The following is a 25,606-nucleotide window of genomic DNA, read 5'->3' on the forward strand; positions in this document are numbered from 1 at the left end:
TACGACGAGAAGGGCCCCGTACGTCGTGTACGGGGCCCTTCTCGTGCTCTGCCCTACGCCCGGGCGCGCGCCGACGTCACGCGGTAGACGTCGTAGACGCCCTCCACGCCGCGTACCGCCTTCAGGACGTGGCCGAGGTGCTTCGGGTCGCCCATCTCGAAGGTGAAGCGGGAGGTGGCGACGCGGTCGCGGGAGGTCTGGACGGCCGCGGAGAGGATGTTGACGTGCTGGTCGGACAGGACGCGGGTGACGTCGGAGAGGAGCCGGGAGCGGTCCAGGGCCTCGACCTGGATGGCGACCAGGAAGACCGAGGACTGGGTGGGCGCCCACTCGACCTCGAGGATGCGCTCGGGCTCGCGGGACAGTGACTCCACGTTCACACAGTCGCTGCGGTGAACCGATACGCCGCTACCGCGGGTGACGAAACCGATGATGGGGTCGCCGGGTACGGGGGTGCAGCAGCGGGCGAGCTTGACCCACACGTCGTCGACGCCCTTGACGACGACGCCCGGGTCGGTGCTGGTGCGGCGCTTGCGCCCGCGGCCGTGGGACGGTGGGACCGACTCGTCGATCTCCTCGGTGGCCGCCTCCTCGCCGCCGAGCGCGGAGACGAGTTTCTGCACGATGTTCTGCGCGGAGACATGCCCCTCGCCGATCGCCGCGTACAGCGCGGAGATGTCGGAGTACCGCATCTCGTGCGCGAGCGTGACCAGGGAGTCGCCGGTCAGGATGCGCTGGATCGGCAGGTTCTGCTTGCGCATCGCACGGACGATGGCGTCCTTGCCCTGCTCGATCGCCTCGTCGCGGCGCTCCTTGGAGAACCAGGCCCGGATCTTGTTGCGGGCCCGCGGGGACTTGACGAACCCGAGCCAGTCGCGGGACGGGCCCGCGCCGGCCGCCTTGGAGGTGAAGACCTCCACCAAGTCGCCGTTGTCCAGGGTGGATTCGAGCGGTACGAGACGGCCGTTGACCCTCGCCCCTATGGTGCGGTGGCCGACCTCGGTGTGGACCGCGTACGAGAAGTCCACGGGTGTCGCGCCGGCGGGCAGCGCTATCACGTCGCCCTTGGGGGTGAAGACGAAGACCTCGTTGCGCGACAGGTCGAAGCGCAGGGACTCCAGGAACTCTCCGGGGTCCTCGGTCTCCTTCTGCCAGTCGAGCAACTGGCGCAGCCACGCCATGTCGTTGAGGTGGTCGTCCTTGCCGGTGGTCCTCGGCTGGTCCGAACGCACCTTGGAGGTCCCGGCGACGGCCTCCTGCTTGTACTTCCAGTGCGCGGCGATGCCGTACTCGGCGCGGCGGTGCATGTCGAAGGTGCGGATCTGGAGCTCGACGGGCTTGCCGTTGGGGCCGATGACCGTGGTGTGCAGCGACTGGTACATGTTGAACTTGGGCATCGCGATGTAGTCCTTGAACCGCCCCGGAACCGGGTTCCAGCGGGCGTGGACGGTGCCCAGGGCCGCGTAGCAGTCCCTGACCGTGTCCACGAGGACGCGGATGCCCACCAGGTCGTAGATCTCCGCGAAGTCACGGCCGCGGACGATCATCTTCTGGTAGACGCTGTAGTAGTGCTTCGGACGGCCGGTGACGGTCGCCTTGATGCGGGCCGCGCGCAGATCCTGCTGCACCTCGTCGGTCACTATGGCGAGGTACTCGTCGCGCTTGGGGGCGCGCTCGGCGACGAGGCGGACGATCTCGTCGTACATCTTGGGGTAGAGGATCGCGAAGGCGAGGTCCTCCAGTTCCCACTTGATGGTGTTCATGCCCAGGCGGTGGGCGAGCGGCGCGTAGATCTCGAGGGTCTCGCGCGCCTTCTTCTCCTGCTTCTCGCGCTTGAGATAGCGCATGGTGCGCATGTTGTGCAGGCGGTCGGCGAGCTTGATGACCAGGACGCGCGGGTCCTTGGCCATGGCGACGACCATCTTGCGCACGGTCTCGGCCTGGGCGGCCTCGCCGAACTTGACCTTGTCCAGCTTGGTGACGCCGTCGACGAGCAGGGCGACCGAGTCGCCGAAGTCGCGGCGCAGCTGGTCCAGGCCGTACTCGGTGTCCTCGACGGTGTCGTGGAGGAGGCCCGCCATGAGGGTGGCGGGGTCCATGCCGAGCTCGGCGAGGATGGTGGTCACCGCGAGGGGGTGCGTGATGTACGGGTCGCCGCTCTTGCGCTTCTGGCCGCGGTGCCAGCGCTCGGCGACCTGGTAGGCGGTCTCGATCTTGCGGAGGGTCGCGGTCTCGATCTTCGGGTCGTTGCTGCGCACTATCCGCAGCAGCGGCTCCAGGACCGGGTTGTACGGGTTGGAGCGCTGGACGCCGAGGCGGGCGAGACGGGCGCGGACGCGGTTGGAGGAGCCGGAGCGGGCGGGCTGGCCGGCCGGCGGGCGGACCGCGGCGGGCGTGGACGCGGGCGCGGGGCGCTCGGGCGCGGCCGGCTTGGGGCGCGGCTGCTCGGCCGACTTGTCGACGGGCGCGGACTGGGCGTGCTCGACCGAGCCCTGCGCGGCGTTCTTCGCGCTCGGCGCGGGCGTGGCCGCGGCGCCTGCCGAAGGCTCGGGCTTGGCGGCGGTCAGTGGCTGGGCCTCGTCTGGCAAGAGGACTCCTCGTGCGCGATCCGGGTCCCCCGATCAGGCTCCGGAGACCCCATGGTAGCGATCCTGCGGCTCGGGATCGCCTTCAGGCCGATGTGAGGACCGTCTACCGGAGAAACGCGAGGGGCCGCCGCCGGCATTCCGGAGGGGTCCCGGAGCCCCGGTGGAGCGCGAAACGGCCGCCCCGGATCAACCGGGACGGCCGTTTCGTGAGACATGGAGCACTACGTGGGTCTCAGACCACCAGCAGCGCTTCCAGTGGAGCGCCCTCCAGGGCCGACTCCAGGCGGGGGCGGCCCGCGAGGAACCCGAGTTCCATCAGGACCGCGAGGCCCGCGACCTGGGCGCCGGCCCTGCGGATCAGCTGGATCGCGGCCTCGGCGGTGCCGCCGGTGGCCAGGACGTCGTCGACGATCAGGACGCGGTCGTCGGCCGACAGGTCCTCGGCGTGCACCTCGATCTCCGCGGAGCCGTACTCCAGGTCGTACGCCTGGCCGAGGGTGGCTCCGGGGAGCTTGCCCGCCTTGCGTACGGGGATGAAGCCGAGGCCCGCTCGGACGGCCACCGGGGCGCCGAGGATGAAGCCACGGGCCTCCAGGCCGACGACCTTGGTCGCGCCGGTGCGCCCGGCGATCTCCGCGAGTGCGTCCGTCAGCGCGGTGAAGGCCGCCGGGTCCGCCAGGAGCGGGGTGATGTCCTTGAACATCACCCCCGGCTCCGGGTAGTCGGCCACATCACGGATGCGGCTGAACAGCAGTTCCTTGATGTCGGTCATCGCCGCTTCCCCGAGGGTCGGCCGCGGCCCCGGGTGCGCGAGGCGGGCTGGGTGCGCGGGCCGACGACCGCGTGGGCGTCCTCCGGCTCGTCACCGTACGCGCCCTCGCCGCGGGCCTCCGCCTGCTCCCCCTCGGCGCCGGCCTGGGCGCGCTTGGCCAGGACCCGCTTCCGGAGGGACTTCATCTGCGGCTCGAGCTCCTTGAGGTCCGCCACGAGCGGCGTCGCGATGAAGATCGAGGAGTACGCGCCGGCGGCGAGGCCGACGAACAGCGACAGCGAGATGTCGTTGAGCGTGCCCGCGCCGAGGAAACCGCCACCGATGAACAGCAGGCCCGCCACCGGCAGCAGCGCGACCACCGTGGTGTTGATGGAGCGGACCAGGGTGCCGTTGATCGACCGGTTGGCGACGTCGCTGTACGTCCAGCGGGTCTGCTTGGTGATGTCCTTCGTCTGCTCCTTGAGGGAGTCGAAGACGACCACCGTGTCGTAGAGCGAGTAACCGAGGATGGTCAGCAGACCGATCACCGTGCCCGGCGTGACCTCGAAGCCGACGAGGGCGTAGATGCCGACGGTGATGGTGATGTCGTGGATCAGTGCGACGAGCGCCGCGATGGCCATGCGCCACTCGAAGGCGATCGCCAGATAGATCACCACCAGGACCATGAAGATCGCCAGACCCTGCCAGGCCTTGTTCGCGATCTGGTCGCCCCAGCTGGGACCGACGAGGTCGGCGGCGATCTTCTCCGGGTCGACCTTGAAGTCCGACGCGAGCTTGTTCTTGATCTCGTCGGACTGCGTGGTGTCCATGCCGGCGATCTGGATGCGCAGCGTGCCGTTGCCCAGCTTCTGCACGACGGCGTCGTGGCCGGAGGCCTCTTCCGCGTACTCCTGGGCCTGGGAGACCGAGATGCTGGTCTTCTCGGTGGTGAAGACGGCGCCGCCCTGGAAGTCGATGCCCATGTTCAGGCCGCGCACCGCCAGGCCGACGATGGCCGTGATGGTGATCAGGATCGAGATGCCGTACCAGAGCTTGCGGTGGCCGACGAAGTCGTAACTGATCTCGCCACGGTGCAGTCGGGCGCCGAGGTTGCCGAGTTTCGACATGCTCACGCCTCCTTCGTCTCAACGGGGGCGGGACGGCGGGTGCGGCGCAGTGGCGCCTTGGCACCCAGGCTCTTCGGGTCGAGGCCGGACCACTTGTTGCCGCTCGCGAAGAACGGACGGCGGGCCAGCAGCGTCATCAGCGGCTTGGTGAAGAAGAAGACCACGACGACGTCGAGGACGGTGGTCAGACCCAGCGTGAACGCGAAGCCCTGGACCTTGCCGACGGTGACGATGAACAGCACCGCCGCGGCGAGGAACGACACGAAGTCGGAGACCAGGATGGTGCGCCGGGCACGCGGCCAGGCCCGCTCGACGGCGGGGCGCAGGGAGCGGCCCTCACGGATCTCGTCACGGATGCGTTCGAAGTACACGATGAACGAGTCCGCGGTGATACCGATGGCGACGATGGCACCGCACACGGCCGGCAGGTTCAGCGCGAACCCGATGGCCGGGCCGAGCAGCGCCATGAGCACATAGGTGAGGACGCCGGAGACGAGCAGCGAGGCGATCGCGACCAGCGACAGACCGCGGTAGTAGAACACCAGGTACACGATGACCAGCGCGAGGCCGATCGCACCGGCGAGCAGACCGGCGTGCAGCTGGTCGGTGCCGAGGGCGGCGGTCACCGTGGTCACGCTCTGCTCCTTGAAGGAGAGCGGGAGCGCGCCGTACGACAGCATGTTGGCGAGGCTCTGGGCCTCCTCCTGCGTGAAGCTGCCGGAGATCTGGGCCTGGCCGCCGGTGATGGACTGGCTGACGGTCGGGCTGGAGACGACCTGGCCGTCGAGGACGATGCCGAACTCGTTCTGCGGCTGGGTGTTCTGGGCGAGCTGGCCGGTGATGTCGGCGAACTTCTTGGCGCCGCTCTTGTTGAAGTCCATCGTGACCTGCCAGCCGGCGGCGGTCTGCGTGTCGTAGACGGCCTTGGCCTCGTCGACCTCGGTGCCGGCCACGGCGGCCGGGCCGAGCAGGTACTTGTACCAGACGCCCCCGATCTCGCCGCAGCCCACGGTCGCGTCCTCGGGCTTCACGCCGTCGCCGGCCTTGTTGCGCTGCGTCTGCTTGGAGCAGTCGAGCGTGGTGTACGCCGCCTGGAGCTTGGCTTCGGCGGCGGTGGGGGCGCTCGGGGAGGCGGACGGGCTCGCGGGGGCAGAGGGCGAGCCGGAGGCGGAACCCGACGGGGTCGGGTCGGCCTTCAGCGCGTCGGAGGCGGCGCGGCCCTGCGTGGTGGCGGAGGCCGACGGGGAGTTCGACGAGGTCGCCTTCTCACCCGTGGTGGCCGACTCGCTCGTGGAGGGGCTCGGCGAGGCGCTGGAGGAACCGCCGGCGGACGCGCTCGGCGAGGGCGTCGCGGCGGCGGCGCCGGTGGCATCCTGGGCCAGCACCGGACGGAAGTACAGCTTCGCGGTGGTGCCGACCTGGTCCCGGGCTTCCTTGGAGTTGGTGCCCTTGGGGATGTTCACGATGATGTTGCGGTCGCCCTGGGTCTGCACCTCCGCCTCGGAGACTCCCAGGCCATTGACACGGCGGTTCATGATGTCGACCGCGGTGTCCATGTTGGCCTTGTTGATCGCGGACCCTTGGTCGGCCTTCGCCTCCAGCGTGATGCTGGTACCGCCGGCGAGGTCGATGCCGAGACGCGGCGTGGTGTGACCGGAGAGGAACATCCCTCCGGTGAGCGCCACGATGGCGATCAGGATGAGGGCCAGCGAGCGCCCTGGCTTGCTCTGGGCACTCGAGCTCCGGCCCCTCTTGGGTGCTGCCACCTTCTCGTACTCCCTCTCGGGCCGCCTCGCGCCGGGTCATCGGGCGGGCGGCCATGACATGGTGTCGGGATCCCCTGCGAGCTGCGTACGTCCGAGGGCGCGCAGGCCTGGCCCGCGCGCCCAGAGGTACGGCTACTTCGCGTCGGAGTCGCCGTCGGTCTTCTTCGGCACGTCGTCCGTCTTCGCCTCGGCGGCCTCGGCGGCCGGCTCGGCCTCGTCGGCGGGCTCGTCCTTCTTCTCGAGGTCGACGGACTTGTCGTCGTCGGAGGCGGCGGCAGCTTCGTCGGCGGTCTCGTCGGCCCCGGTGAGGGAGGAGGCGTCGTCGGGGACGACGTCGGTCTTCAGGTCGTGCTCGACACCGTGGACGATCCGGTTGTACTCGTCGTCCGTCAGGACGGCACCGATCGCGTTCTTCGCGAAGAGGAGCTCCACGCCCGGCCCCGCGTCGACGAGGATCGTGTCGTCGTTGACTTCCTTGACCGTGGCGTACATGCCCCCGATGGTGCGGATGCCACTGCCGGGCTGCATCTGGTTCCGCATGTCGGCGGCCGCTTGCTGCTTCTTCTTCGCCGACCGGGTCATCAGGAACATGGCCCCGATGAGCACGACGAACGGGAGGAGGGTCACGAGACTCACGGGTCGGTACTTCCTTCACGTGACCGCGATGGTGAGCGGCCTGATGGTTGGGGGTGTGCGCGCCGCCGACTAAGGCGGCATCGGCGGAGTCTAAGCGAGTCCGCGTGCAGGGAACAACGCTCAGCATGGCACCCGGGTTCCTGGCCCGGCCAATCCCGCACCGTCACAAAGACATCACGTCCCGAACAGGTCCTGTTGTCCGTTTCCGGTGGCCGCGGAGCGAGGCGGCGTGAGGCCCAGGTGCGCCCATGCGGCGGGAGTGGCGACGCGACCACGCGGTGTGCGGGCCAGCAGACCCTCCCGGACGAGGAAGGGCTCGGCGACCTCCTCGACGGTCTCGCGCTCCTCCCCCACCGCGACCGCGAGGGTGGACAGGCCGACGGGGCCGCCGCCGAACAGCTTGAGCAGGGCCTCCAGGACTCCGCGGTCCAGGCGGTCGAGGCCGCGGGCGTCGACCTCGTAGACCTTCAGCGCGGCCCCCGCGATGTCACGTGTGATGAACCCGTCCGCTTTGACCTGGGCGTAGTCGCGCACCCGGCGCAGCAGACGGTTGGCGATACGGGGCGTGCCGCGGGAGCGGCCGGCGATCTCGGCGGCGCCGTCGGTGTCGATCTCGACGTCGAGGAGGTTCGCGGAGCGGTGGATGACGCGCTCCAGTTCGGCGGGCTCGTAGAACTCCATGTGCGCGGTGAAGCCGAAGCGGTCGCGCAGCGGGGGCGGCAGCAGGCCCGCGCGCGTGGTGGCGCCGACCAGGGTGAACGGGGGCAGTTCGAGGGGGATGGCGGTGGCGCCCGGGCCCTTGCCGACGATCACGTCGACGCGGAAGTCCTCCATCGCCATGTACAGCATCTCCTCGGCGGGCCGGGACATGCGGTGGATCTCGTCGAGGAAGAGGACCTCGCCCTCCTGGAGCGAGGAGAGGATCGCGGCCAGGTCGCCGGCGTGCTGGATGGCGGGGCCCGAGGTGATGCGGATGGGGGCGCCCATCTCGGCCGCGATGATCATCGAGAGGGTGGTCTTGCCCAGGCCGGGGGCGCCGGAGAGCAGGACGTGGTCGGCGGTGGCGCCCCGCGCGCGTGCGGCGCGCAGGACGAGGTCGAGCTGCTCGCGGACCTTCTCCTGGCCGATGAACTCGCCCAGGTCCTTGGGGCGCAGGGCGGCCTCGACGGCCTGGTCCTCGCGGTCGGCGACAGAGTCCACCAGCCGCTCGGGGGCGGTCGCGTCGGTGGTGTCGTCCCAGTTCACTGACGTTCTCCTAGCGGGCGCGGTTCAGGGTCTGCAGGGCGGCCTTCAGCAGTTGGCCCACCTGCGGGGTGCCGTCGGCGGCCTCGGCCTGGGGGGCCACGGCGGACACGGCCTCGTCGGCCTCGCGGGTCGCGTAGCCGAGGCCGATCAGGGCCGCGTGCAGCTGGTCGCGCCAGCCCTGGGTGACCGGGGAGCCGACGGCGGGGGCGCCGATGGGCTCGCCCAGGCGGTCCTTCAGCTCCAGGAGCAGCTTCTGGGCGCCCTTCTTGCCGATGCCGGGGACGGCGATCAGCGCCTTCTCGTCGCCTGTGGCCACCGCCCTGCGCAGGGTGTCGGGGGCGTGTACGGCCAGCATCGCCTGGGCCAGGCGGGGGCCGACGCCGCTCGCGGTCTGGAGCAGTTCGAAGACCTGGCGTTCGTCGTCGTCCACGAAGCCGTAGAGGGTCAGCGAGTCCTCCCGTACGACGAGGGAGGTGGCGAGCTTGGCCGGCTTGCCCAGGCGGAGCGTGGACAGGGTGTTGGGCGTGCACTGCACGGCCATGCCGACACCGCCGACCTCGACGACGGCGGCGTCGGGGGCGAGTGCGGCGATCGTGCCGCTCACGAAGGCGATCATGCCGTACGGCCTTTCGTTGCGTTGGCTGCGTGCAGGGCGACCGCCTGCTGGAGCCTGTTCTGTGCGGGGGCGCGCCAGATGTGGCAGATGGCGAGGGCGAGGGCGTCGGCGGCGTCGGCGGGCTTGGGCGGTGCGTCGAGCCGGAGCAGGCGGGTGACCATGGCGCCGACCTGGGCCTTGTCGGCGCGGCCGCTGCCGGTGACGGCGGCCTTGACCTCGCTGGGGGTGTGCAGGGCGACGGGGATGCCGCGGCGGGCGGCGCAGAGCATGGCGACGGCGCTGGCCTGGGCGGTGCCCATCACGGTCCGTACGTTGTGCTGGCTGAACACCCGCTCCACGGCGACGAGTTCGGGCCGGTGCTCGTCGAGCCACTGCTCGATGCCCTGCTCGATGGCGACGAGGCGCTGCCCCAACTCGGCGTCGGCGGGCGTGCGTACGACGCCGACGCCGACCATGGTGAGCGGTCGGCCCGCGACCCCCTCGACGACACCGACACCGCACCGCGTCAGTCCGGGGTCCACCCCGAGTACACGCACCGCGCCCCTCCCCTCTTCGCGGCTGAACCGCCGCCGCTCTCGCGGACGTGGCTGAGCGCCGTCGGGGTTCCTCACTTGATGGTTGCGGCCCGCGGACGGCGATCTTTGACTCTCGTCAGGCTATCCGCTGCCACCGACAATGGCGGCGGGCCGGTGGGACGTGTCCCACCGGCCCGCCGAAACGGCTCAACTCGCGGCAGCGCTACGCGTCGACCTTCTCCATGACCTCGTCGCTGACGTCGAAGTTGGCGAAGACGTTCTGCACGTCGTCGCTGTCCTCGAGGGCGTCGATCAGCTTGAAGATCTTGCGGGCGCCTTCCTCGTCGAGCTCGACCTGCATGGTCGGGACGAAGTTGGCGTCGGCGGAGTCGTAGTCGATCCCGGCGTCCTGGAGGGCGGTACGGACCGCGACCAGGTCGGTGGCCTCGGAGAGGATCTCGAAGGACTCACCGAGGTCGTTGACTTCCTCGGCACCCGCGTCCAGGACGGCTCCCAGGACGTCGTCCTCGGTCAGCTCGCCCTTGGGGACGATCACGACGCCCTTGCGGTTGAAGAGGTAGGAGACAGAGCCCGGGTCGGCCATCGAACCGCCGTTGCGGGTCATGGCGACCCGCACGTCGGAGGCGGCGCGGTTGCGGTTGTCGGTGAGGCACTCGATGAGCACCGCGACACCGTTCGGACCGTAGCCCTCGTACATGATCGTCTCGTAGTCGGCGCCACCGGCCTCGAGACCGGCGCCGCGCTTGACCGCGGAGTCGATGTTCTTGTTCGGGACCGAGCTCTTCTTGGCCTTCTGGATGGCGTCGAAGAGCGTCGGGTTGCCGGACACGTCGGCGCCACCCGTGCGGGCCGCGACCTCGATGTTCTTGATCATCTTCGCGAAGAGCTTGCCGCGCTTGGCGTCGATCACGGCCTTCTTGTGCTTCGTCGTAGCCCATTTAGAGTGGCCGGACATCTGCCTGTCTCCTTCGCGTAACCCAACTCTTTACGAACGCCAGAGATCCTACTAGGACCCCGGCGTCCGGTTCGCGCGCACCATGTCGACGAACAGGGCGTGCACGCGGTGGTCGCCGGTCAGCTCCGGGTGGAACGACGTGGCGAGCGCGTTGCCCTGGCGGACCGCGACGATGTGGCCGTCGTGCTCGGCGAGCACCTCGGTCTCGGCGCCCACGGACTCGACCCAGGGGGCGCGGATGAAGACGCCCTCCACAGCATCGCCCTCGACGCCCTCGACGTCGACCGTCGCTTCGAAGGACTCGTTCTGCCGCCCGAAGGCGTTGCGGCGCACGATCATGTCGATGCCGCCGATCGTCTCCTGGCCCGAGCGCGGGTCGAGGATCTTGTCGGCCAGCATGATCATGCCCGCGCAGGTGCCGTAGACAGGCATTCCGGCACGCACGCGCGCGCGGAGCGGCTCCATCACGCCGAACAGGACGGCCAGTTTGGAGATGGTCGTGGACTCCCCGCCGGGGATGACCAGGCCGTCGATCTCGGCGAGTTCCTCGGGGCGCCTGACCGGCCTGGCCACGGCGTCCGCCGCGGCCAGGGCGATGAGGTGCTCCCGTACGTCGCCCTGGAGAGCCAGGACGCCGATGACCGGTGCTTCGTTCGACATGGAGTGCTTACCAGCCGCGGTTGGCGTAGCGCTCGGACTCGGGGAGGGTGTCGCAGTTGATGCCGACCATGGCCTCGCCCAGGTTGCGGGAGGCGTCCGCGATGATCTTCGGGTCGTCGTAGAAGGTGGTGGCCTTCACGATGGCGGCGGCGCGCTTGGCCGGGTCGCCGGACTTGAAGATGCCGGAGCCGACGAAGACACCCTCGGCGCCGAGCTGGCGCATCAGGGCGGCGTCGGCGGGGGTGGCGACGCCACCGGCGGAGAACAGGACCACCGGGAGCTTGCCGAGCTCGGAGACTTCCTTGACGAGCTCGTACGGGGCGCGCAGCTCCTTGGCGGCGGCGTACAGCTCGTTGTTGTCGTAGCCGCGCAGACGGGCGATCTCGTTCTTGATCTGGCGCAGGTGACGGACGGCCTCGACGACGTTGCCGGTGCCGGCCTCGCCCTTGGAGCGGATCATGGCCGCGCCCTCGGCGATACGGCGCAGGGCCTCACCGAGGTTGGTGGCGCCACAGACGAAGGGGGTCGTGAAGGCCCACTTGTCGGAGTGGTTGACCTCGTCGGCCGGGGTGAGGACCTCGGACTCGTCGATGTAGTCGACGCCGAGCGACTGCAGGACCTGGGCCTCGACGAAGTGGCCGATGCGGGACTTGGCCATCACGGGGATGGAGACCGCCTCGATGATCTCCTCGATCATGGTGGGGTCCGACATCCGGGCCACGCCGCCGTCCTTGCGGATGTCGGCGGGGACCCGCTCCAGGGCCATGACGGCCACGGCGCCGGCGTCCTCGGCGATCTTCGCCTGCTCGGCGTTGACCACGTCCATGATCACGCCGCCCTTGAGCTGCTCGGCCATGCCGCGCTTCACACGGGCGGTGCCGGTCTCGGGGGCCTGGTTCTCGGTGAGGGACACGGATTGACCTCGCTGATGTGAAAAGAGGATTTCTGCAGTACCGAGGAAACGTGAAGCGAGCAGTCCACAGCAAGGGCCAATGGGGAGGCGGTGGATCGTTTTCCGAGCGGGCGCGGCTACGCGGCCCGGTCCACCAGGGCCACAGGAGGCTCGTCGTCCATCTCGAACGCCAGCGGGAACGGGGCGTGACCCGCCAGCCGGAACCAGCGGACCTTGCGGTGGCGGCGCAGGGCACGGGCGGCCCGTACGGAGTCGTTGTGGAAGCGCCGGGCCATCGGCACCCGGCGCACCGCCTCGGTCAGCTCCCGGACGGCCTCCACTCCCCCGGGCGCCTCCCGCACCGTCTCCACCTGCGGCGTCTCCGCGAAGACGGCTCGCAGGGCCTGGGTCAGCTCGCTCTCGGCGACCTCCCGTTGCTCCTCCTCGGCCTGGCGCGCGGCGTGCGCCGCCTCGTAGAGCACGATCGAGGCGGCCGGGTCGAGGACACCGGAGGTCGCCAGCTCCTGGGCCACCGAGGCGCGCCGCAGCAGCTGCGCGTCCAGCGCGGCCCGGGAGGCGTCGATCCGGGCGTGCAGCCGGTCCAGTCGTCCTGCGGTCCAGCTCAAGTAGAGGCCGATCGCGATCAGGGCGACGAGGGTCCAGATGAGGGTTGGGGTCACGGGCGCAAAGGTTACCGACGTACGGCCCCGGTCCTACGCGCCCCTCAGTCCCGCGCCAGCCCGAACCGCGACAACAGGCTCGTGGTGCGGTCGTCGTCGGCCGCCGCCACCGCGGCCGCGCCCGCCGTCACCGTCTCGTACACCGAAAGGATGTCCGCGCCGACCGTCGACCAGTCGAACCGCCGTACGTGGGCGCTCCCGCGCTCCCGCAGTTCGGCCCGCCGCTGCGGATCGGCCAGCAGCCGCAGCGCCGCGTCGGCCAGTGCGTCGGCGTCCTCGTTGGCGAAGAGTTCACCCGCCGCGCCCTGGTCGAGCACCTGGGCGAAGGCGTCCAGGTCCGAGGCGAGGACCGGGGCACCGGCCGACATCGCCTCGACCAGGATGATCCCGAAGCTCTCGCCGCCGGTGTTGGGGGCGACGTACAGGTCGACGCTGCGCAGGAAGCGCGCCTTGTCCTCGTCGCTGACCATGCCGAGGAACTCCACGCGCGAGCGGAGTTCGGCGGGCAGGTTCTCCACGGCCTCCTTCTCGTCGCCGCGCCCGGCCACCAGGAGCCGGGTCTGCGGGCGCTCGGCGAGGATCTTCGGCAGGGCCTTCATCAGCACCGGCAGACCCTTGCGGGGCTCGTCGATGCGGCCGACGAAGCCGAGGGTGTCGCCCTGCCACTCGGGGTTGGGCTCGGCCTTGGCGAAGAAGTCGACGTCGACACCGTTCGGGATGACGACCGCGTCCCCGCCGAGGTGCTCCACCAGCGTGCGGCGGGCGTACTCGCTCACCGCGATGCGCGCGCTGATCTTCTCCAGGGCGGCCTGGAGGATGGAGTACGCGGCGATCATCGCCTTGGAACGCGGGTTCGAGGTGTGGAAGGTCGCGACGAGCGGGCCCTGCGCCGCCCAGCAGGCCAGCAGGCCCAGCGAGGGCGAGGACGGCTCGTGGATGTGGACGACGTCGAACTCGCCGTCGTGCAGCCAGCGGCGTACCCGCGCGGCGCTGAGGAAGCCGAAGTTCAGCCGGGCCACCGAGCCGTTGTACGGCACCGGCACCGCGCGGCCCGCCGAGACGACGTAGGGCGGCAGCGGGGTGTCGTCGTCGGCCGGGGCCAGGACGGACACGTCGTGGCCGAGGCGGATGAAGTACTCGGCGAGATCACGGATGTGGAACTGGACGCCGCCCGGCACGTCCCAGGAGTACGGGCAGACGATGCCGATCCTCACGAGGGCCCCTTACTGGGGTCGAGATCCTTGAGCCACAAGCGCTGCAGCATGTGCCAGTCCTCCGGATGGTCGGCGATCCCCGAGGCGAAGGCATCGGCCAGCGCCTGTGCCATGACAGACGTCTTCTCAGCGCGGGTACCTGTCTCGGGCACCTCGACCGGGGGGTGCACCCTGCCCCGCATGACGGGAGAGTCGTCGTACCAGAGCGTCACCGGCAGCAGCAGCGCGCCGGTCTGCTGGGCGAGGAGCGCCGGGCCCGCGGGGATCCGGGTCGCCTCGCCGAAGAACTGGACCTCGACGCCGGAGGAGGACAGGTCGCGCTCGGCGACCAGACAGACCAGGCCGCCGTCGCGCAGCCGCCGGGCCAGGGTGCCGAAGGCGGTGCCGCCGCTGTGCGGCAGGACCTCCATGCCGAGGCCCTCGCGATAGGCGACGAACCGGTCGTACAGCGTCTCCGGCTTGAGCCGTTCCGCGACGGTGGTGAACGGCGTCTCCAGCTGAGTGGTGACCCAGGCGCCGGCGAGGTCCCAGTTGGCCATGTGCGGGAGCGCCAGGACGACACCCCGGCCGGAGGCGAGGCCCTCGGTCAGGTGGTGCAGGTCCTTGGGGTCGAAGCCGCCCCTGATGCGCTCCTTGCTCCAGGCGGGCAGCCGGAAGGACTCCATCCAGTAGCGCAGGTACGAGCGCATGCCCGCGCGGGACAGCTCGGCGAGGCGCTCAGGGGTCGCGTCGGGCACCACGCGCGCGTAGTTGCTCTCCAGCCGCCGCACGCCCTTGCCGCGCTGCTTCCAGGCGAGATCGGCGATGGTCCGGCCGAGGCGTGCGGCGACCGGCTCGGGGAGTTTCTTCACCGCTCCCCAGCCGAGGCCGTACAGCGCGTCGATGAGCCGGTCCTGGGCACTCACTTCGCCGCCTCGCTCCCCTGGGTCTCCTGCGGGGTGGCCGCGTCCGCCTCCGCCGCCTCGCGGCGGACCGTGACCACGCGCTGGATCAGCGTGACGAGGCTGCCGACGGCGACGATCCACAGGGCGACCGGCAGCAGGTACTGGATGCCCGGCACACCGAACGCGTGTAGACCCGCGAGACCGGCCGCGACCAGCGAGATCACCAGTCGCTCGGCCCGCTCGACGAGACCGTTGACGGCGACCGGCAGCCCGATCGACTCGCCCCGGGCCTTGGTGTACGACACCACCTGGCCGCTCGCCAGGCAGAAGATCGAGACCGCGCACAGGACGAGGTCGTCACCGCCACCGGCGTACCAGAGGATGAAGCCGCCGAAGATCGCGCCGTCGGCGACCCGGTCGAGCGTGGAGTCCAGGAAGGCGCCCCAGCGGCTGGAACGGCCGAGCTGGCGGGCCATGTTGCCGTCGACCAGGTCCGAGAACACGAACAGCGTGATCACGACCGTGCCCCAGAAGAACTCGCCCATGGGGTAGAAGACCAGCGCCCCCGCGACCACCCCCGCGGTGCCGAGCAGCGTCACCGTGTCAGGGCTGACGCCCCTTCTGATGAGAAATGAGGCGAACGGCGTGAGGACACGCGTGAAGAATGCACGCGCGTACTTGTTCAGCATGGCCTTCCCGAGGGTCGGTGTGGCCGCGCGGCCCCTGCTGGCCACCGGCTGGCCCATCGTAGCCACGCGCGCGCATGTGCGAACGCCGGGCACTGTCGCCCCGTGTCACGGCCGCATGGCATACGGGTAACGGCAGGATCGCGTCCGCCGTATGGACGCACCGTGAGCGGAGTGGAAAGCTCGAAGAACCGCGGGCGTCACCGGAGCCGCCATCGCTGGGGGCACCTCCCGGACGAAGTCCGGAGGAGGATCCGCAGCGCCCACAGTGACCTCACCGTGCACGGGAGGCAAGGCCATGGGCGACAAGGCGAACGCAAACCCCGGAGCCGCCGGCAGGGCGACAGCGGCCGACCACCCCGCGTCCGTACGGAATGTGGTGCTGGTCGGCCACTCCGGATCGGGCAAGACCACATTGGTGGAAGCTCTCGCGCTGACGGCGGGGGCGGTGAACAGGGCGGGTCGCGTGGAGGACGGCGGCACCGTCTCCGACTACGACGAGATCGAACACCGGCAGAACCGTTCGGTGCAGCTCTCCCTGGTGCCCGTCCCATGGGACGGCATCAAGGTCAATCTCCTCGACACCCCCGGATACGCCGACTTCGTCGGGGAACTGAGGGCCGGTCTGCGAGCGGCGGACGCGGCCCTTTTCGTCGTCTCGGCCTCCGACGGCGTGGACGGCTCGACCCGCATGGTGTGGGAGGAGTGCGCGGCCGTCGGCATGCCGCGCGCGCTCGTGATCACCCACCTGGAGTCCGCGCGGGCGGACTTCGAGGCGATGACACGCACCTGTGCGGAGGCGTTCGGCGGGGACGACCCCGACGCCGTGCTCCCCCTGTACCTGCCGCTGCACGGCCCGCAGGGGCCGGACGGGCACGCGCCCGTGACCGGTCTGATCGGCCTGCTGTCGCAGAAGCTGTTCGACTACTCCTCCGGTGAGCGCAAGGAGTCCGAGCCGGGCGAGGACCAGCTGCCGCAGATCGAGGAGGCCCGCAACCGGCTGATCGAGGGGATCATCGCCGAGAGCGAGGACGAGACCCTCATGGACCGCTACCTCGGCGGTGAAGAGGTCGACGTCAAGACACTGATCGAGGACCTGGAGCGGGCCGTCGCGCGCGGTGTCTTCTTCCCTGTCCTCGCCGCCGCCCCCGCGGCCGGGGGCGCCAAGCAGGGGCTCGGCACGGTCGAGGTGCTGGAGCTCATCACCAGGGGCTTCCCGACGCCCTTCGAACACCCCACGCCCGGCGTCACCACCATCGACGGCACACCGCGCGAGGTGAAGGCCTGCGACACGGACGGCCCGCTGGTCGCGGAGGTCGTCAAGACGTCCTCCGACCCCTACGTCGGCCGGGTCTCCCTCGTCCGCATCTTCTCCGGCACCCTGCGCCCCGACGAGACGGTGCACGTCTCCGGCCACGGTCTGGCCGACCGCGGGCACGAGGACCACGACGTCGACGAACGCGTCGGGGCCCTGTCCACCCCGTTCGGCAAACAGCAGCGCCCGGTGACGCACGCCATCGCCGGCGACCTGGTGTGCGTGGCCAAGCTGAGCCGCGCGGAGACCGGCGACACCCTCTCGGCCAAGGACGACCCGCTCCTGATGGAGCCCTGGGAGATGCCCGACCCGCTGCTGCCGCTCGCCATCGAGGCACACAGCAAGGCCGACGAGGACAAGCTCTCGCAGGGCCTGAGCCGGCTGGTCGCCGAGGACCCGACCATGCGGCTCGAACAGAACCAGGACACCCACCAGGTGGTCCTGTGGTGCCTGGGCGAGGCACACGCCGACGTGGCGCTGGAGCGGCTGCGCAGCCGGTACGGCGTCCAGGTCGACGTCGTACCGCACAAGGTCTCCCTCCGGGAGACGTTCGCCGACAAGTCGGCGGGCCGCGGCCGGCATGTCAAGCAGTCCGGCGGACACGGGCAGTTCGCCATCTGCGCGATCGAGGTGGAGCCGCTGCCGGGCGGCTCGGGCATCGAGTTCGTGGACAAGGTCGTCGGCGGCGCGGTGCCCCGGCAGTTCATCCCCTCCGTCGAGAAGGGCGTGCGGGCCCAGGCAGCCAGGGGCATCGCGGCCGGCCACGCGCTCGTCGACGTACGGATCACGCTGGTCGACGGCAAGGCGCACTCGGTGGACTCCTCCGACGCCGCGTTCCAGACGGCCGGCGCGCTGGCGCTGCGGGAGGCGGCGGCGGACGCGAGGATCCACCTCCTCGAACCGGTGGCCGAGGTGAGCGTTCTGGTCGGCGACGACTACGTGGGCGCCGTGATGAGCGACCTGTCCGGGCGGCGCGGCCGGGTTCTCGGCACCGAGCAGACCAGCGGGAACCGCACCGTCGTCAGGGCCGAGGTGCCGGAGATCGAGATCGGACGCTACGCCGTCGACCTGCGCTCCCTGTCGCACGGCACGGCACGCTTCAACCGCTCCTACGCACGGCACGAACCCATGCCGCCGCAGATCGCCGAGAGGATTCGCGAAGAGGCGCGCGCCTCCTAGGAGTTGGCGCGGGACACACGACAAGTGGCTTTCCTGGAACGCTCCCCTCCGGGTCGGCGGGCGGCTTCGGCCGTCCGCCGACGAATGTCGGTGGCGGCGGATACGCTGAAGGCGGTGATCAAGTCGGGCCCGCATACCGGGACGGCCTGATCAACAGGTGTGCGGAGCAAGGAAGTCGGGAAGGCCGCAGGAGCGACCAGGCGGCGATCGGGGGCGGGCATGACGGTGGGAACCGGCTACGAGAGCGTCTTCGGACCACAGGTTCCTCGCTCGGGCGACGAGAGCCAGACAGCCACGTTCGCCCTCGCCTCAGCGGCGTACCGGGACAATCCGGTCGAGGAGATCGTCAAGGCCAACAACGAATGGCACGAGACCACGATCAAGGAGGGGCAGCGGTGGACCGGCGGCCTCTTCAAGCCCAACCTCGGTGAGGCGTTCTCCCGGGCCGTGATCGAGCGCATGATCGGCCCGGGACGCAAGCCCCTCATCCAGTCCTTCGGCACCGAACCGCAGGTCGTCGTCGACCACTGTCTCGCGGCCTACCGCCTGCGCCGGGAACGGGACAAAAAGCTGTCCGCCGTCATGGTGCTGTGCGGTGTGCTGTTCCTGCCCGGGCTCCTGGTCTGGCTGCTGGTCTTCACGATCCGCACCGGCATCGACAAGAACACCAACAAGAAGGCCTCCGCCCTCGCCACCGCCCTGCTCGTCGGCGTCGGCGCGCTCGCCGTCCTCTTCCTGGTCAAGATGCCGTTCACGGGCTTCTGGGGCTGGTACGCACGCGCGTGCGTGGTCCTTCCCGTCATCGGCTGGTTCTGGGCCAAGCAGATCTGCGATCGCTCGACGAGGGACCTGCGGGGCCGCTGGGACGGACTGATCGCGGGCAGCAGTGTCGGCGCCCAGGTCCCCGAAGCGGTGCCGAGCAGCCCCGGTGAGACCCAGGCCGAGCAACTGCGCCAGTCGCTGGCCAGGTTGAGCACCGAGCAGCAGTCCAACTCCGTCTTCTACGCCGGCCCCAAGGGCATCCTGGGCATGGGCACGCGCTGGGCCAGCTGGCAGCTCGCCGAGGACCTGACACCGGCCGACCCGGGCCGCGAGATCCACCCGTTCCGCAGCTGGGACGTCATCCGCGCCATCCACAAGCAGCTGGGCATGCTGGAGCGGAACACGATCAACACCGGCGGCTTCCCGAAGGCCTCCATACGCCACTGGATCGTCACGCCGATCGGGGAGAACGCCAAGGCGGTGGCCCGGACCGAGCAGTCCACGGACATCGAGGCGTTCCAGCACCGCGCCCACTCCATACAGGACATCTGCAACAAGCAGCAGTTCGGCAGCGGGGACCGGCACTACCTCGGGGTGCAGTGGACGCTGTGGGACGGCCAGTTGATCATCACGATGATGATCACCGTCACCGTGCTGCACCAGACGCTGCGCATCGAGGTGACCGGACACGCCCTGGGCCCGGTCAACCCGCTGTTCATGGGCAAGCCCGAGGACCCGACGAGGAACGTCCAGAGGTCGTTCCGGCCGTGGGAGACCCGCACGGTGAAGCTCCCGCTGGTCCCCACCAACGAGGTGGTACGCCTCGCCGTCCGCGCCCCGCTCTCCTGGTACCCGCCGCTGCTGAACTGGCTCGGCGGGACGATCGTCCTGCCCGAGCCGTTCGGTCTGCGGCACGTCTGGGCCGACAAGCCGTGGCGCCACCGCTTCATGGCCGACGACGCGATGCGCGCCGCGACGCCCGTGCTGCGCGTGGTGCACGCGGCGGCGATCAAGGTCCTGGAGGACAACGGCGTGGACACGGAGAAGTTCGGCAACCGGTCGGCGTTCCTCAGCACCGCGGTGCAGGACCCGTCACCGAGGAAGGCCGACCTGTACGACGCGTAGCCGCTTACGAGGGCCAGGCCTCCGCCAGCATCTTCCGGGTGTCGGCGAGCAGCTGCGGCAGCACCCGCGTGTGCCCGACGACCGGCATGAAGTTCGTGTCGCCGCCCCAGCGCGGGACGATGTGCTGGTGGAGGTGGGCGGCGATACCGGCGCCGGCCACCGTGCCCTGGTTCATCCCGATGTTGAAACCGTGGGCGCCGGACGCGGTGCGCAGCGCGGTCATCGCCTGCTTGGTGAGAGCGGCGAGCTCGATGGTCTCCGGCTCGGTCAGGTCCGTGTAGTCGGCGACATGCCGGTAGGGCACGACCATCAGATGGCCACCGTTGTACGGATACAGATTCAGCACGGCGTACACCTGCTCACCGCGCCGGACGATCAGACCGTCCTCGTCGGACTTGGCCGGAATGGAGCAGAAGGGACATCCGTCGTCGGCGCCTGGGCCGGTCGGCTTGTTCTCACCCTGGATGTAGGCCATCCGATGGGGCGTCCACAGACGCTGGAACGCGTCCTGGGTCCCCACTCCCCACTGCTGCTCCGGCTCACTCGTCATGCAGGGAAGCATATGGCTTCGCCCGTTCGCGGCGTGTCGCCGGGGTTGCGGCGAAACCCTCCGGGGCCGAGCTGGGCCGGTGGCTGATGGCAGGCCCAAGACCCGCTGGGAGCGGCGCACCGAGGTCCCTCTCGCCGTGGCATCACTGGTGCTCCTCGCCTCGTACGTGATCCAGGTCCTGGCGCATGATCTGCCGGACTACCGGCGAACCCTGTGTCTCGCCGCGACGCCGGCCGCGTGAGTGCTGTTCGCCGCCGACACGCCGTGCGCCGGCGGTCCAGCGGACAGCGACTGCGCTTCGTGCGGACGCACTGGCTGGACACCGTCGTGCCGGCGCTGCCCCTTCTCCGCCCCCTGCGGGTCGTGAAGGTCCACGAGGCCGTTCAGCGACGGCACGGCCGGCCCCGGCTCGCCCCGCACGCGCGCGTGATCGTGTTCGCGTGGCAGGACGACGAGAGGCCCCCGGGAAGCTGAGCCTCCCGGGGGCCTCTTGAGGGTCTTCGTCGACCCTGCGAGGGATCAGACCTGGACCCGCTCCTCGACGACCTTCGCGATCTTCGCGATGGCCTCGTCGAACGGGATGCCGTTCTCCTGGGAGCCGTCGCGGTAGCGGAAGGAGACCGAGCCGCCCGCCATGTCCTCGTCGCCCGCGATGACCATGAAGGGCACCTTCTGCTTCTGGGCGTTCCTGATCTTCTTCTGCATCCGGTCGGAGGAGGAGTCCACCTCGACCCGCAGACCCTGCTTCTTCGCCGCGGCGGCGAACTTCTCCAGGTACTCCACGTGCGCGTCCCCGATCGGGATGCCGGTCGCCTGGACCGGGGCCAGCCACGCCGGGAAGGCGCCCGCGTAGTGCTCCAGGAGGACAGCGAAGAACCGCTCGATGGAGCCGAACAGCGCGCGGTGGATCATGACCGGGCGCTGCTTGGAGCCGTCGGGGCCCGTGTACTCCAGGTCGAAGCGCTCCGGCAGGTTGAAGTCGAGCTGGATCGTCGACATCTGCCAGGTCCGGCCGATCGCGTCCTTGGTCTGGACGGAGATCTTCGGACCGTAGAACGCGGCGCCGCCCGGGTCCGGGACCAGCGGGAGGCCCTGCTTCTCGGCGACCTGGCGGAGGGTCTCCGTGGCCTCTTCCCAGACCTCGTCGGTGCCGACGAACTTCTCCGGGTCCTTGGTGGACAGCTCCAGGTAGAAGTCGGTCAGACCGTAGTCCCGCAGCAGGCCGAGGACGAAGGTGAGCGTCTTGTCGAGCTCCTCCGACATCTGCTCACGGGTGCAGTAGATGTGCGCGTCGTCCTGCGTGAAGCCACGCGCGCGGGTGAGTCCGTGCACGACCCCGGACTTCTCGTACCGGTACACGGTCCCGAACTCGAAGAGGCGCAGCGGCAGTTCACGGTACGAGCGGCCGCGCGCGTCGAAGATCAGGTTGTGCATCGGGCAGTTCATGGGCTTCAGGTAGTAGTCCACGCCCTCGTCGAGCTGCATGGGCGGGTACATGCCGTCGGCGTACCAGTCCAGGTGCCCGGACTGCTCGAAGAGCTTCCCCTTCGTCGCGTGCGGGGTGTAGACGAACTCGTAGCCCTCCTCCTCGTGGCGGCGGCGCGAGTAGTCCTCCATGACCCGGCGGATGATGCCGCCCTTGGGGTGGAAGACGGCGAGGCCGGAGCCGATCTGCTCCGGGATGGAGAACAGGTCGAGTTCGGAACCGAGCTTGCGGTGGTCGCGCTTCTCGGCCTCGGCGAGGAAGTCGAGGTGGGCCTTCAGCTCGTCCTTGGAGGGCCAGGCGGTGCCGTAGATGCGCTGGAGCATCGGGTTCTTCTCGCTGCCGCGCCAGTAGGCGGCCGCGTTGCGCATCAGCTTGAACGCCGGGATGTTCCGGGTGGTGGGCAGGTGGGGACCGCGGCAGAGGTCCTTCCAGCACAGGTCGCCGGTCTTGGCGTCGAGGTTGTCGTAGATCGTCAGCTCACCGGCGCCGACCTCGACGTCCGCGCCGTCGTCGGAGGAGGCCGAGCCCTTGAGACCGATCAGCTCCAGCTTGTACGGCTCGGCGGCCAGTTCCTCGCGGGCGTCCTCGTCGGTCACCACACGGCGGGAGAAGCGCTGCCCCCGCTTCTGGATCTCCTGCATCTTCTTCTCGATGGCCTTGAGATCCTCGGGCGTGAACGGCTTCTCGACGTCGAAGTCGTAGTAGAAGCCGTCCTTGACCGGCGGGCCGATGCCCAGCTTGGCCTCGGGGAAGAGCTCCTGCACGGCCTGCGCCATGACGTGGGCGGTGGAGTGGCGCAGGATGTCGAGACCGTCCTTGGAGGAGATCTCGACGCCCTCGACCTCGTCGCCCTCGGCGACGACGTACGCGAGGTCCTTCAGCTCACCGGCCACGCGCGCGGCGATGATCGAGCGCTCGCCGGCGAAGAGCTCGGCGGCCGTAGTGCCCGTCGTCACCGTGCGCTCTTCCCGCTCGGAATCGCGTTGGATGATCACACGGACGTCTGACACCGGTCTCTCCTGACTGAAGGTGGATGCGGGCGCCGTACCGTGAGCGCGCGCAATAGGGGATCGTACCGACCCCGGACCCGCCTCCGCGAAATCAGTCCCCTGCGGGGGCCTCCCCGCAGGCCTCCTCGAAGAAGTCGAGATTCTCCTGGAGGGACTTCATCAGCCGGTCCCGCTCCGCCTCGTCCACCTGCACGGGCGCGACCCCGGAGGCTCCGGTGAGCCGGCGGAACCCGCCCCGGCTCTCCAGCCGGCCGTGCACCCGCACCGGCAGCCCGACGAGGTGCGCGTGCCCCGCGATCCGGTACGCCTCCTCGTCCAGGGTGAGCCGGATGTGCGGCACCTCGGCGCCCGCGATCACCCTGAGCCGTACGCTGCCGTCCCCGCGCGGCCCCGACCGGCGCATCCGCACCACCGCGCCGGTGATCCGCACCGGCACGGACGGCTCCTCGCGGAGATAGCGGGCCCCGGCCTCGCGCAGCACCGGCAGGTCGCCGGGCGAGAACTCGACGGGCTCGACCCCCGCGGCGCAGCCCGCCGGCACCCCGGCGGCCGGTGCCCACTCGACGGCGATGCGCGCGCCCTCGGTCCCGCGCACGAGGGCGATCAGCGCCTCGGTGAGCTCGCGGCTGACGCCCGCCTCGACGGCGCCGTCGAAGGCGTCCATGCCACCGGTGGCGCGCTGGTAGTCGATGGCCTCGCGGGCGGCGTACAGGGCCTGGTGGAGGCGTACGGCCAGGGGGCGCCCGTTGCCCACGGGCACGAAGGCGGTGAGGCCGCCGCCGGTCGCCGTACCGACGAGCACGCTCTCCATGAGCGTGGCGGCGGCGCGGCGGTGGCGGGCGCCGTAGTACCCGGCACGCGCGCGGGTGGCGAGCGCGCCGGCGAGCAGCATCTGGCGGGCGGCGGCGCGCAGTTGTTCCTCCACCGTCCAGGGCGCGGTGCCGCCCGGTCCGGTCGGCGCGTCCCGCCACCAGCGGATCTCGTCGCTGGGGACGGCGAGGCCGACGAGGACTTCGCGGGCGGAGGGCGTGCCGCTGCGGGCGAGGGCGACGAGCGCCTCGCCGAGCAGGTCGTCGCTGTCGGGGAAGGCGCGGCTCTCGGGCACCAGCAGGCTGGTCCCGCCGGTGCCCTGACCGGGCGGGGTCCAGCGGCCGTAGCGTCCGGGGGCGCCGCCGCGGCGCTGCCAGCCGTGGCGGTGCAGCAGGGCGGCGAGGACGGCGGGGTCGACCTCGTCGGGCTCGGGGGCGCGGTCCCAGGCGGCGTCGGCCGGGTGCGGCCGCACGGGCCGCAGTGCCTCCTCCAGGGGGCGGTGGGTCATGGTCTGCCTCCCGTGCCGACCCGCGTCATGATCTCGCACAGCGCCCGGTCGTCGAAGATGCGTGAGGTCGGTATCCGCACGGTGGTGCGGGTGCGGCCGGTGATCGGGTGGCCGGCCAGGTTGACCCAGTAGCAGCAGTGCCGGAGGTCGAGCCGGTCGTGGCTGGCGCGCAGCCAGTCGTCCTGGGATCTCGGCACGAGCATGACGACAAGGATCTTGTGCACCGAGACGGGGGTGCGCGCGAGCTTGCGCAGATGGTCGTTGTCGAGCGTGAAGGAGAAGAACCGTCCCGGGGGGTTCGGCGCGACCTGGTACGTGCACTTGAGCTGCACCTTGATGGTGACCTCGTCGTCGACGGTGTGCCCGGGCGAGCCATGGCTGACGTGCCAGTCGATCCCGTTGTCCGGGAAGGGCTGCGACAACGAGCAGCCGGCCGCCGCGGCGACGGCGTGCAGATAGCCCACCTGCAAGGTTTCCATGCAGGCGGTGGTGGCGAGTGTGCCGCGAAGGGGGCCCGTGCGCTCGGGCAGCAGCCCGCCCCGCTCGGGCTGCGCTATCGCCATGACCAACAGCCTTCCACGTTCGGTGAATCCGCACCGCGGGTCGCTGAACTGCAAGGACCCGTATTCCTGTTGTGTCCTTCCGGCGTACGGCGCAAACAGCCCGGGTATCACCAAACAGGCAGAAGACGGTGCGTCAGCTGCCGTGGGTGAACGAGGGGTTGAGTGGAATGACGTGCTGGTACGAAGGGCCCCTGGCCGCCTTCGACACGGAGACCACGGGTGTCGACGTCGAGACCGACCGGATCGTGTCGGCCGCCGTCGTCGTCCAGGACGCCCCGGGGACCCGGCCGCGGGTGACCCGGTGGCTGGTGAACCCGGGTGTTCCGGTGCCGGAGGCGGCGACGGAGGTGCATGGACTGACGGACGACCATCTGCAGCGCAACGGCCGCTGGCCGGCGCCGGTGATGTACGAGATAGCGGAACACCTGACCGAACAGGCCGCCGCGGGCCGCCCGCTGGTGGTCATGAACGCGCCGTTCGATCTGACCATCCTGGACCGGGAGTTGCGTCGCCATCGGGCTTCGTCGCTGGACCGCTGGTTCGAGTCGTCGCGGCTGCTGGTGCTGGACCCGAGGGTCCTCGACAAACATCTGGACCGCTACCGCAAGGGCCGTCGCACGCTGACGGACCTGTGCGCGCACTACGAGGTCACGCTGGACGGCGCGCACGACGCGGGCGCGGACGCGCTGGCCGCGCTGGATGTCGTGCGGGCCGTGGGGCGCCGTTTCGCGGCCCGGCTCGAGCGGCTGAGCGCGGGCGAGCTGCACGCGCTCCAGACCGGGTGGCACGCGGCGCAGGCACGAGGGCTGCAGGCGTGGTTCGCGCGCAGTGGGACCCCGGAGGTGGTGGACACGGCGTGGCCGCTGCGTCCGGAGCTGCCCGCGGCGGCCGCCTGAGCAGGGCCTCGACACAAAGAAGCCGGTCCGCGTGACGCGGACCGGCTTTCTCCCGGTGGGCGATACTGGGTTCGAACCAGTGACCTCTTCGGTGTGAACGAAGCGCTCTCCCACTGAGCTAATCGCCCGGGAACGGACTGAACAATACAGGTCCCCGCGCCCTTCC

24 protein-coding genes and 1 tRNA gene are annotated in these 25,606 nt (G+C 70.3%); 5 read left to right on the forward strand and 20 right to left on the reverse strand.

The genetic code is table 11. From position 1 onward, the window contains the following. Positions 1-53: 53 nt before the first annotated feature. From OG381_RS10830 to pgsA, 15 genes are all read right to left on the reverse strand, one after another. Positions 54-2,588 (reverse strand): RelA/SpoT family protein, encoded by a 2,535-nt coding sequence (locus OG381_RS10830; RefSeq protein ID WP_327715906.1) that lies wholly within the window; start codon positions 2,586-2,588, stop codon positions 54-56. Positions 2,589-2,820: 232 nt separating this feature from the next. Further along, complete coding sequence (locus OG381_RS10835) at positions 2,821-3,360, reverse strand: adenine phosphoribosyltransferase (protein ID WP_327715907.1); 540 nt, start codon at positions 3,358-3,360, stop codon at positions 2,821-2,823. After that, complete coding sequence (gene secF / locus OG381_RS10840; RefSeq protein WP_327715908.1) at positions 3,357-4,466, reverse strand: protein translocase subunit SecF; 1,110 nt, start codon at positions 4,464-4,466, stop codon at positions 3,357-3,359. Before secF ends, OG381_RS10835 begins: the two co-directional genes overlap by 4 nt. Before the next feature lie 2 nt (positions 4,467-4,468). Further along, complete coding sequence (gene secD, locus OG381_RS10845; protein WP_327715909.1) at positions 4,469-6,232, reverse strand: protein translocase subunit SecD; 1,764 nt, start codon at positions 6,230-6,232, stop codon at positions 4,469-4,471. A gap of 132 nt (positions 6,233-6,364) precedes the next feature. After that, a complete protein-coding gene (yajC, locus tag OG381_RS10850) occupies positions 6,365-6,868 on the reverse strand; it encodes a preprotein translocase subunit YajC (RefSeq protein WP_327715910.1) in 504 nt (167 codons plus the stop codon). Positions 6,869-7,042: 174 nt separating this feature from the next. Further along, complete coding sequence (ruvB, locus tag OG381_RS10855) at positions 7,043-8,113, reverse strand: Holliday junction branch migration DNA helicase RuvB (protein ID WP_327715911.1); 1,071 nt, start codon at positions 8,111-8,113, stop codon at positions 7,043-7,045. A 10-nt stretch (positions 8,114-8,123) separates the two neighbouring features. After that, on the reverse strand, positions 8,124-8,729 hold the full coding sequence (gene ruvA, locus OG381_RS10860) for a Holliday junction branch migration protein RuvA (RefSeq protein ID WP_327715912.1): 606 nt from the start codon (positions 8,727-8,729) through the stop codon (positions 8,124-8,126). Further along, positions 8,726-9,265, reverse strand: a complete 540-nt coding sequence (ruvC, locus tag OG381_RS10865) for a crossover junction endodeoxyribonuclease RuvC (protein ID WP_327715913.1) — start codon at positions 9,263-9,265, stop codon at positions 8,726-8,728. Before ruvC ends, ruvA begins: the two co-directional genes overlap by 4 nt. A 202-nt stretch (positions 9,266-9,467) precedes the next feature. Beyond that, entirely contained in the window at positions 9,468-10,220 is a 753-nt protein-coding gene (locus OG381_RS10870; RefSeq protein WP_266833215.1) for a YebC/PmpR family DNA-binding transcriptional regulator, read from the reverse strand. A 51-nt stretch (positions 10,221-10,271) separates the two neighbouring features. Next, a complete protein-coding gene (pdxT, locus tag OG381_RS10875; RefSeq protein ID WP_327715914.1) occupies positions 10,272-10,880 on the reverse strand; it encodes a pyridoxal 5'-phosphate synthase glutaminase subunit PdxT in 609 nt (202 codons plus the stop codon). Positions 10,881-10,887: 7 nt separating this feature from the next. Then, positions 10,888-11,793 carry a pyridoxal 5'-phosphate synthase lyase subunit PdxS gene (gene pdxS / locus OG381_RS10880; protein WP_323185311.1) on the reverse strand — a complete coding sequence of 302 codons (906 nt, stop codon included), beginning with the start codon at positions 11,791-11,793 and terminating at the stop codon, positions 10,888-10,890. A gap of 116 nt (positions 11,794-11,909) precedes the next feature. Further along, a complete protein-coding gene (locus OG381_RS10885; RefSeq protein ID WP_327715915.1) occupies positions 11,910-12,452 on the reverse strand; it encodes a hypothetical protein in 543 nt (180 codons plus the stop codon). Between the two features lie 44 nt (positions 12,453-12,496). Then, positions 12,497-13,666 carry a glycosyltransferase family 4 protein gene (locus OG381_RS10890; protein WP_327715916.1) on the reverse strand — a complete coding sequence of 390 codons (1,170 nt, stop codon included), beginning with the start codon at positions 13,664-13,666 and terminating at the stop codon, positions 12,497-12,499. Next, entirely contained in the window at positions 13,663-14,571 is a 909-nt protein-coding gene (locus OG381_RS10895; RefSeq protein ID WP_327715917.1) for a phosphatidylinositol mannoside acyltransferase, read from the reverse strand. Before OG381_RS10895 ends, OG381_RS10890 begins: the two co-directional genes overlap by 4 nt. Next, a complete protein-coding gene (pgsA, locus tag OG381_RS10900; protein WP_327722437.1) occupies positions 14,568-15,296 on the reverse strand; it encodes a phosphatidylinositol phosphate synthase in 729 nt (242 codons plus the stop codon). The genes OG381_RS10895 and pgsA overlap by 4 nt, the downstream gene beginning before the upstream one ends. Before the next feature lie 238 nt (positions 15,297-15,534). Here pgsA and OG381_RS10905 point away from each other — a divergent pair, with 238 nt between their 5' ends. Together OG381_RS10905 and OG381_RS10910 are read left to right on the forward strand one after the other, a co-directional pair. After that, positions 15,535-17,730, forward strand: coding sequence for an elongation factor G-like protein EF-G2 (locus OG381_RS10905; protein WP_327715918.1), 2,196 nt, complete (start codon positions 15,535-15,537; stop codon positions 17,728-17,730). Positions 17,731-17,949: 219 nt separating this feature from the next. Next, positions 17,950-19,617, forward strand: coding sequence for a hypothetical protein (locus tag OG381_RS10910; RefSeq protein WP_327715919.1), 1,668 nt, complete (start codon positions 17,950-17,952; stop codon positions 19,615-19,617). 4 nt (positions 19,618-19,621) lie between these two features. Here OG381_RS10910 and OG381_RS10915 read toward each other — a convergent pair whose 3' ends face one another. Further along, positions 19,622-20,179, reverse strand: coding sequence for an HIT family protein (locus OG381_RS10915; protein WP_266833230.1), 558 nt, complete (start codon positions 20,177-20,179; stop codon positions 19,622-19,624). A gap of 67 nt (positions 20,180-20,246) precedes the next feature. Between OG381_RS10915 and OG381_RS10920 the strand changes: the two genes are divergently transcribed. Both OG381_RS10920 and OG381_RS10925 read left to right on the forward strand, forming a co-directional pair. Further along, positions 20,247-20,408, forward strand: coding sequence for a hypothetical protein (locus tag OG381_RS10920; RefSeq protein ID WP_327715920.1), 162 nt, complete (start codon positions 20,247-20,249; stop codon positions 20,406-20,408). After that, positions 20,405-20,641 carry a hypothetical protein gene (locus tag OG381_RS10925; RefSeq protein WP_327715921.1) on the forward strand — a complete coding sequence of 79 codons (237 nt, stop codon included), beginning with the start codon at positions 20,405-20,407 and terminating at the stop codon, positions 20,639-20,641. Before OG381_RS10920 ends, OG381_RS10925 begins: the two co-directional genes overlap by 4 nt. A gap of 45 nt (positions 20,642-20,686) precedes the next feature. Here the strand turns inward: OG381_RS10925 and thrS are convergent, their stop codons facing one another. From thrS to OG381_RS10940, 3 genes are all read right to left on the reverse strand, one after another. After that, positions 20,687-22,663 carry a threonine--tRNA ligase gene (gene thrS / locus OG381_RS10930; RefSeq protein WP_327715922.1) on the reverse strand — a complete coding sequence of 659 codons (1,977 nt, stop codon included), beginning with the start codon at positions 22,661-22,663 and terminating at the stop codon, positions 20,687-20,689. Positions 22,664-22,754: 91 nt separating this feature from the next. Further along, positions 22,755-23,981 (reverse strand): hypothetical protein, encoded by a 1,227-nt coding sequence (locus OG381_RS10935; RefSeq protein ID WP_327715923.1) that lies wholly within the window; start codon positions 23,979-23,981, stop codon positions 22,755-22,757. Further along, entirely contained in the window at positions 23,978-24,544 is a 567-nt protein-coding gene (locus OG381_RS10940) for a DUF4365 domain-containing protein (RefSeq protein WP_327715924.1), read from the reverse strand. The genes OG381_RS10935 and OG381_RS10940 overlap by 4 nt, the downstream gene beginning before the upstream one ends. Positions 24,545-24,711: 167 nt before the next feature. Here OG381_RS10940 and OG381_RS10945 point away from each other — a divergent pair, with 167 nt between their 5' ends. After that, a complete protein-coding gene (locus tag OG381_RS10945) occupies positions 24,712-25,440 on the forward strand; it encodes a 3'-5' exonuclease (RefSeq protein ID WP_327715925.1) in 729 nt (242 codons plus the stop codon). Positions 25,441-25,496: 56 nt separating this feature from the next. Here OG381_RS10945 and OG381_RS10950 read toward each other — a convergent pair. Next, positions 25,497-25,568 (reverse strand) — tRNA-Val (locus OG381_RS10950). Positions 25,569-25,606 lie beyond the last annotated feature (38 nt).

The organism is Streptomyces sp. NBC_00490 (assembly GCF_036013645.1).
Lineage (GTDB): Bacteria > Actinomycetota > Actinomycetes > Streptomycetales > Streptomycetaceae > Streptomyces > Streptomyces canus_F.

Excerpts from the sequence above, each read along its gene's own strand:
- OG381_RS10835 (WP_327715907.1), bottom strand. The coding sequence starts at position 3,360 with ATGACCGACATCAAGGAACTGCTGTTCAGCCGCATCCGTGATGTGGCC.
- secF (WP_327715908.1), bottom strand. The coding sequence starts at position 4,466 with ATGTCGAAACTCGGCAACCTCGGCGCCCGACTGCACCGTGGCGAGATC.
- ruvA (WP_327715912.1), bottom strand. The coding sequence starts at position 8,729 with ATGATCGCCTTCGTGAGCGGCACGATCGCCGCACTCGCCCCCGACGCC.
- OG381_RS10870 (WP_266833215.1), bottom strand. The coding sequence starts at position 10,220 with ATGTCCGGCCACTCTAAATGGGCTACGACGAAGCACAAGAAGGCCGTG.
- pdxT (WP_327715914.1), bottom strand. The coding sequence starts at position 10,880 with ATGTCGAACGAAGCACCGGTCATCGGCGTCCTGGCTCTCCAGGGCGAC.
- pgsA (WP_327722437.1), bottom strand. The coding sequence starts at position 15,296 with ATGGGCCAGCCGGTGGCCAGCAGGGGCCGCGCGGCCACACCGACCCTC.
- OG381_RS10905 (WP_327715918.1), top strand. The coding sequence starts at position 15,535 with ATGGGCGACAAGGCGAACGCAAACCCCGGAGCCGCCGGCAGGGCGACA.
- OG381_RS10910 (WP_327715919.1), top strand. The coding sequence starts at position 17,950 with ATGACGGTGGGAACCGGCTACGAGAGCGTCTTCGGACCACAGGTTCCT.
- OG381_RS10915 (WP_266833230.1), bottom strand. The coding sequence starts at position 20,179 with ATGCTTCCCTGCATGACGAGTGAGCCGGAGCAGCAGTGGGGAGTGGGG.
- OG381_RS10935 (WP_327715923.1), bottom strand. The coding sequence starts at position 23,981 with ATGACCCACCGCCCCCTGGAGGAGGCACTGCGGCCCGTGCGGCCGCAC.
- OG381_RS10940 (WP_327715924.1), bottom strand. The coding sequence starts at position 24,544 with ATGGCGATAGCGCAGCCCGAGCGGGGCGGGCTGCTGCCCGAGCGCACG.
- OG381_RS10945 (WP_327715925.1), top strand. The coding sequence starts at position 24,712 with ATGACGTGCTGGTACGAAGGGCCCCTGGCCGCCTTCGACACGGAGACC.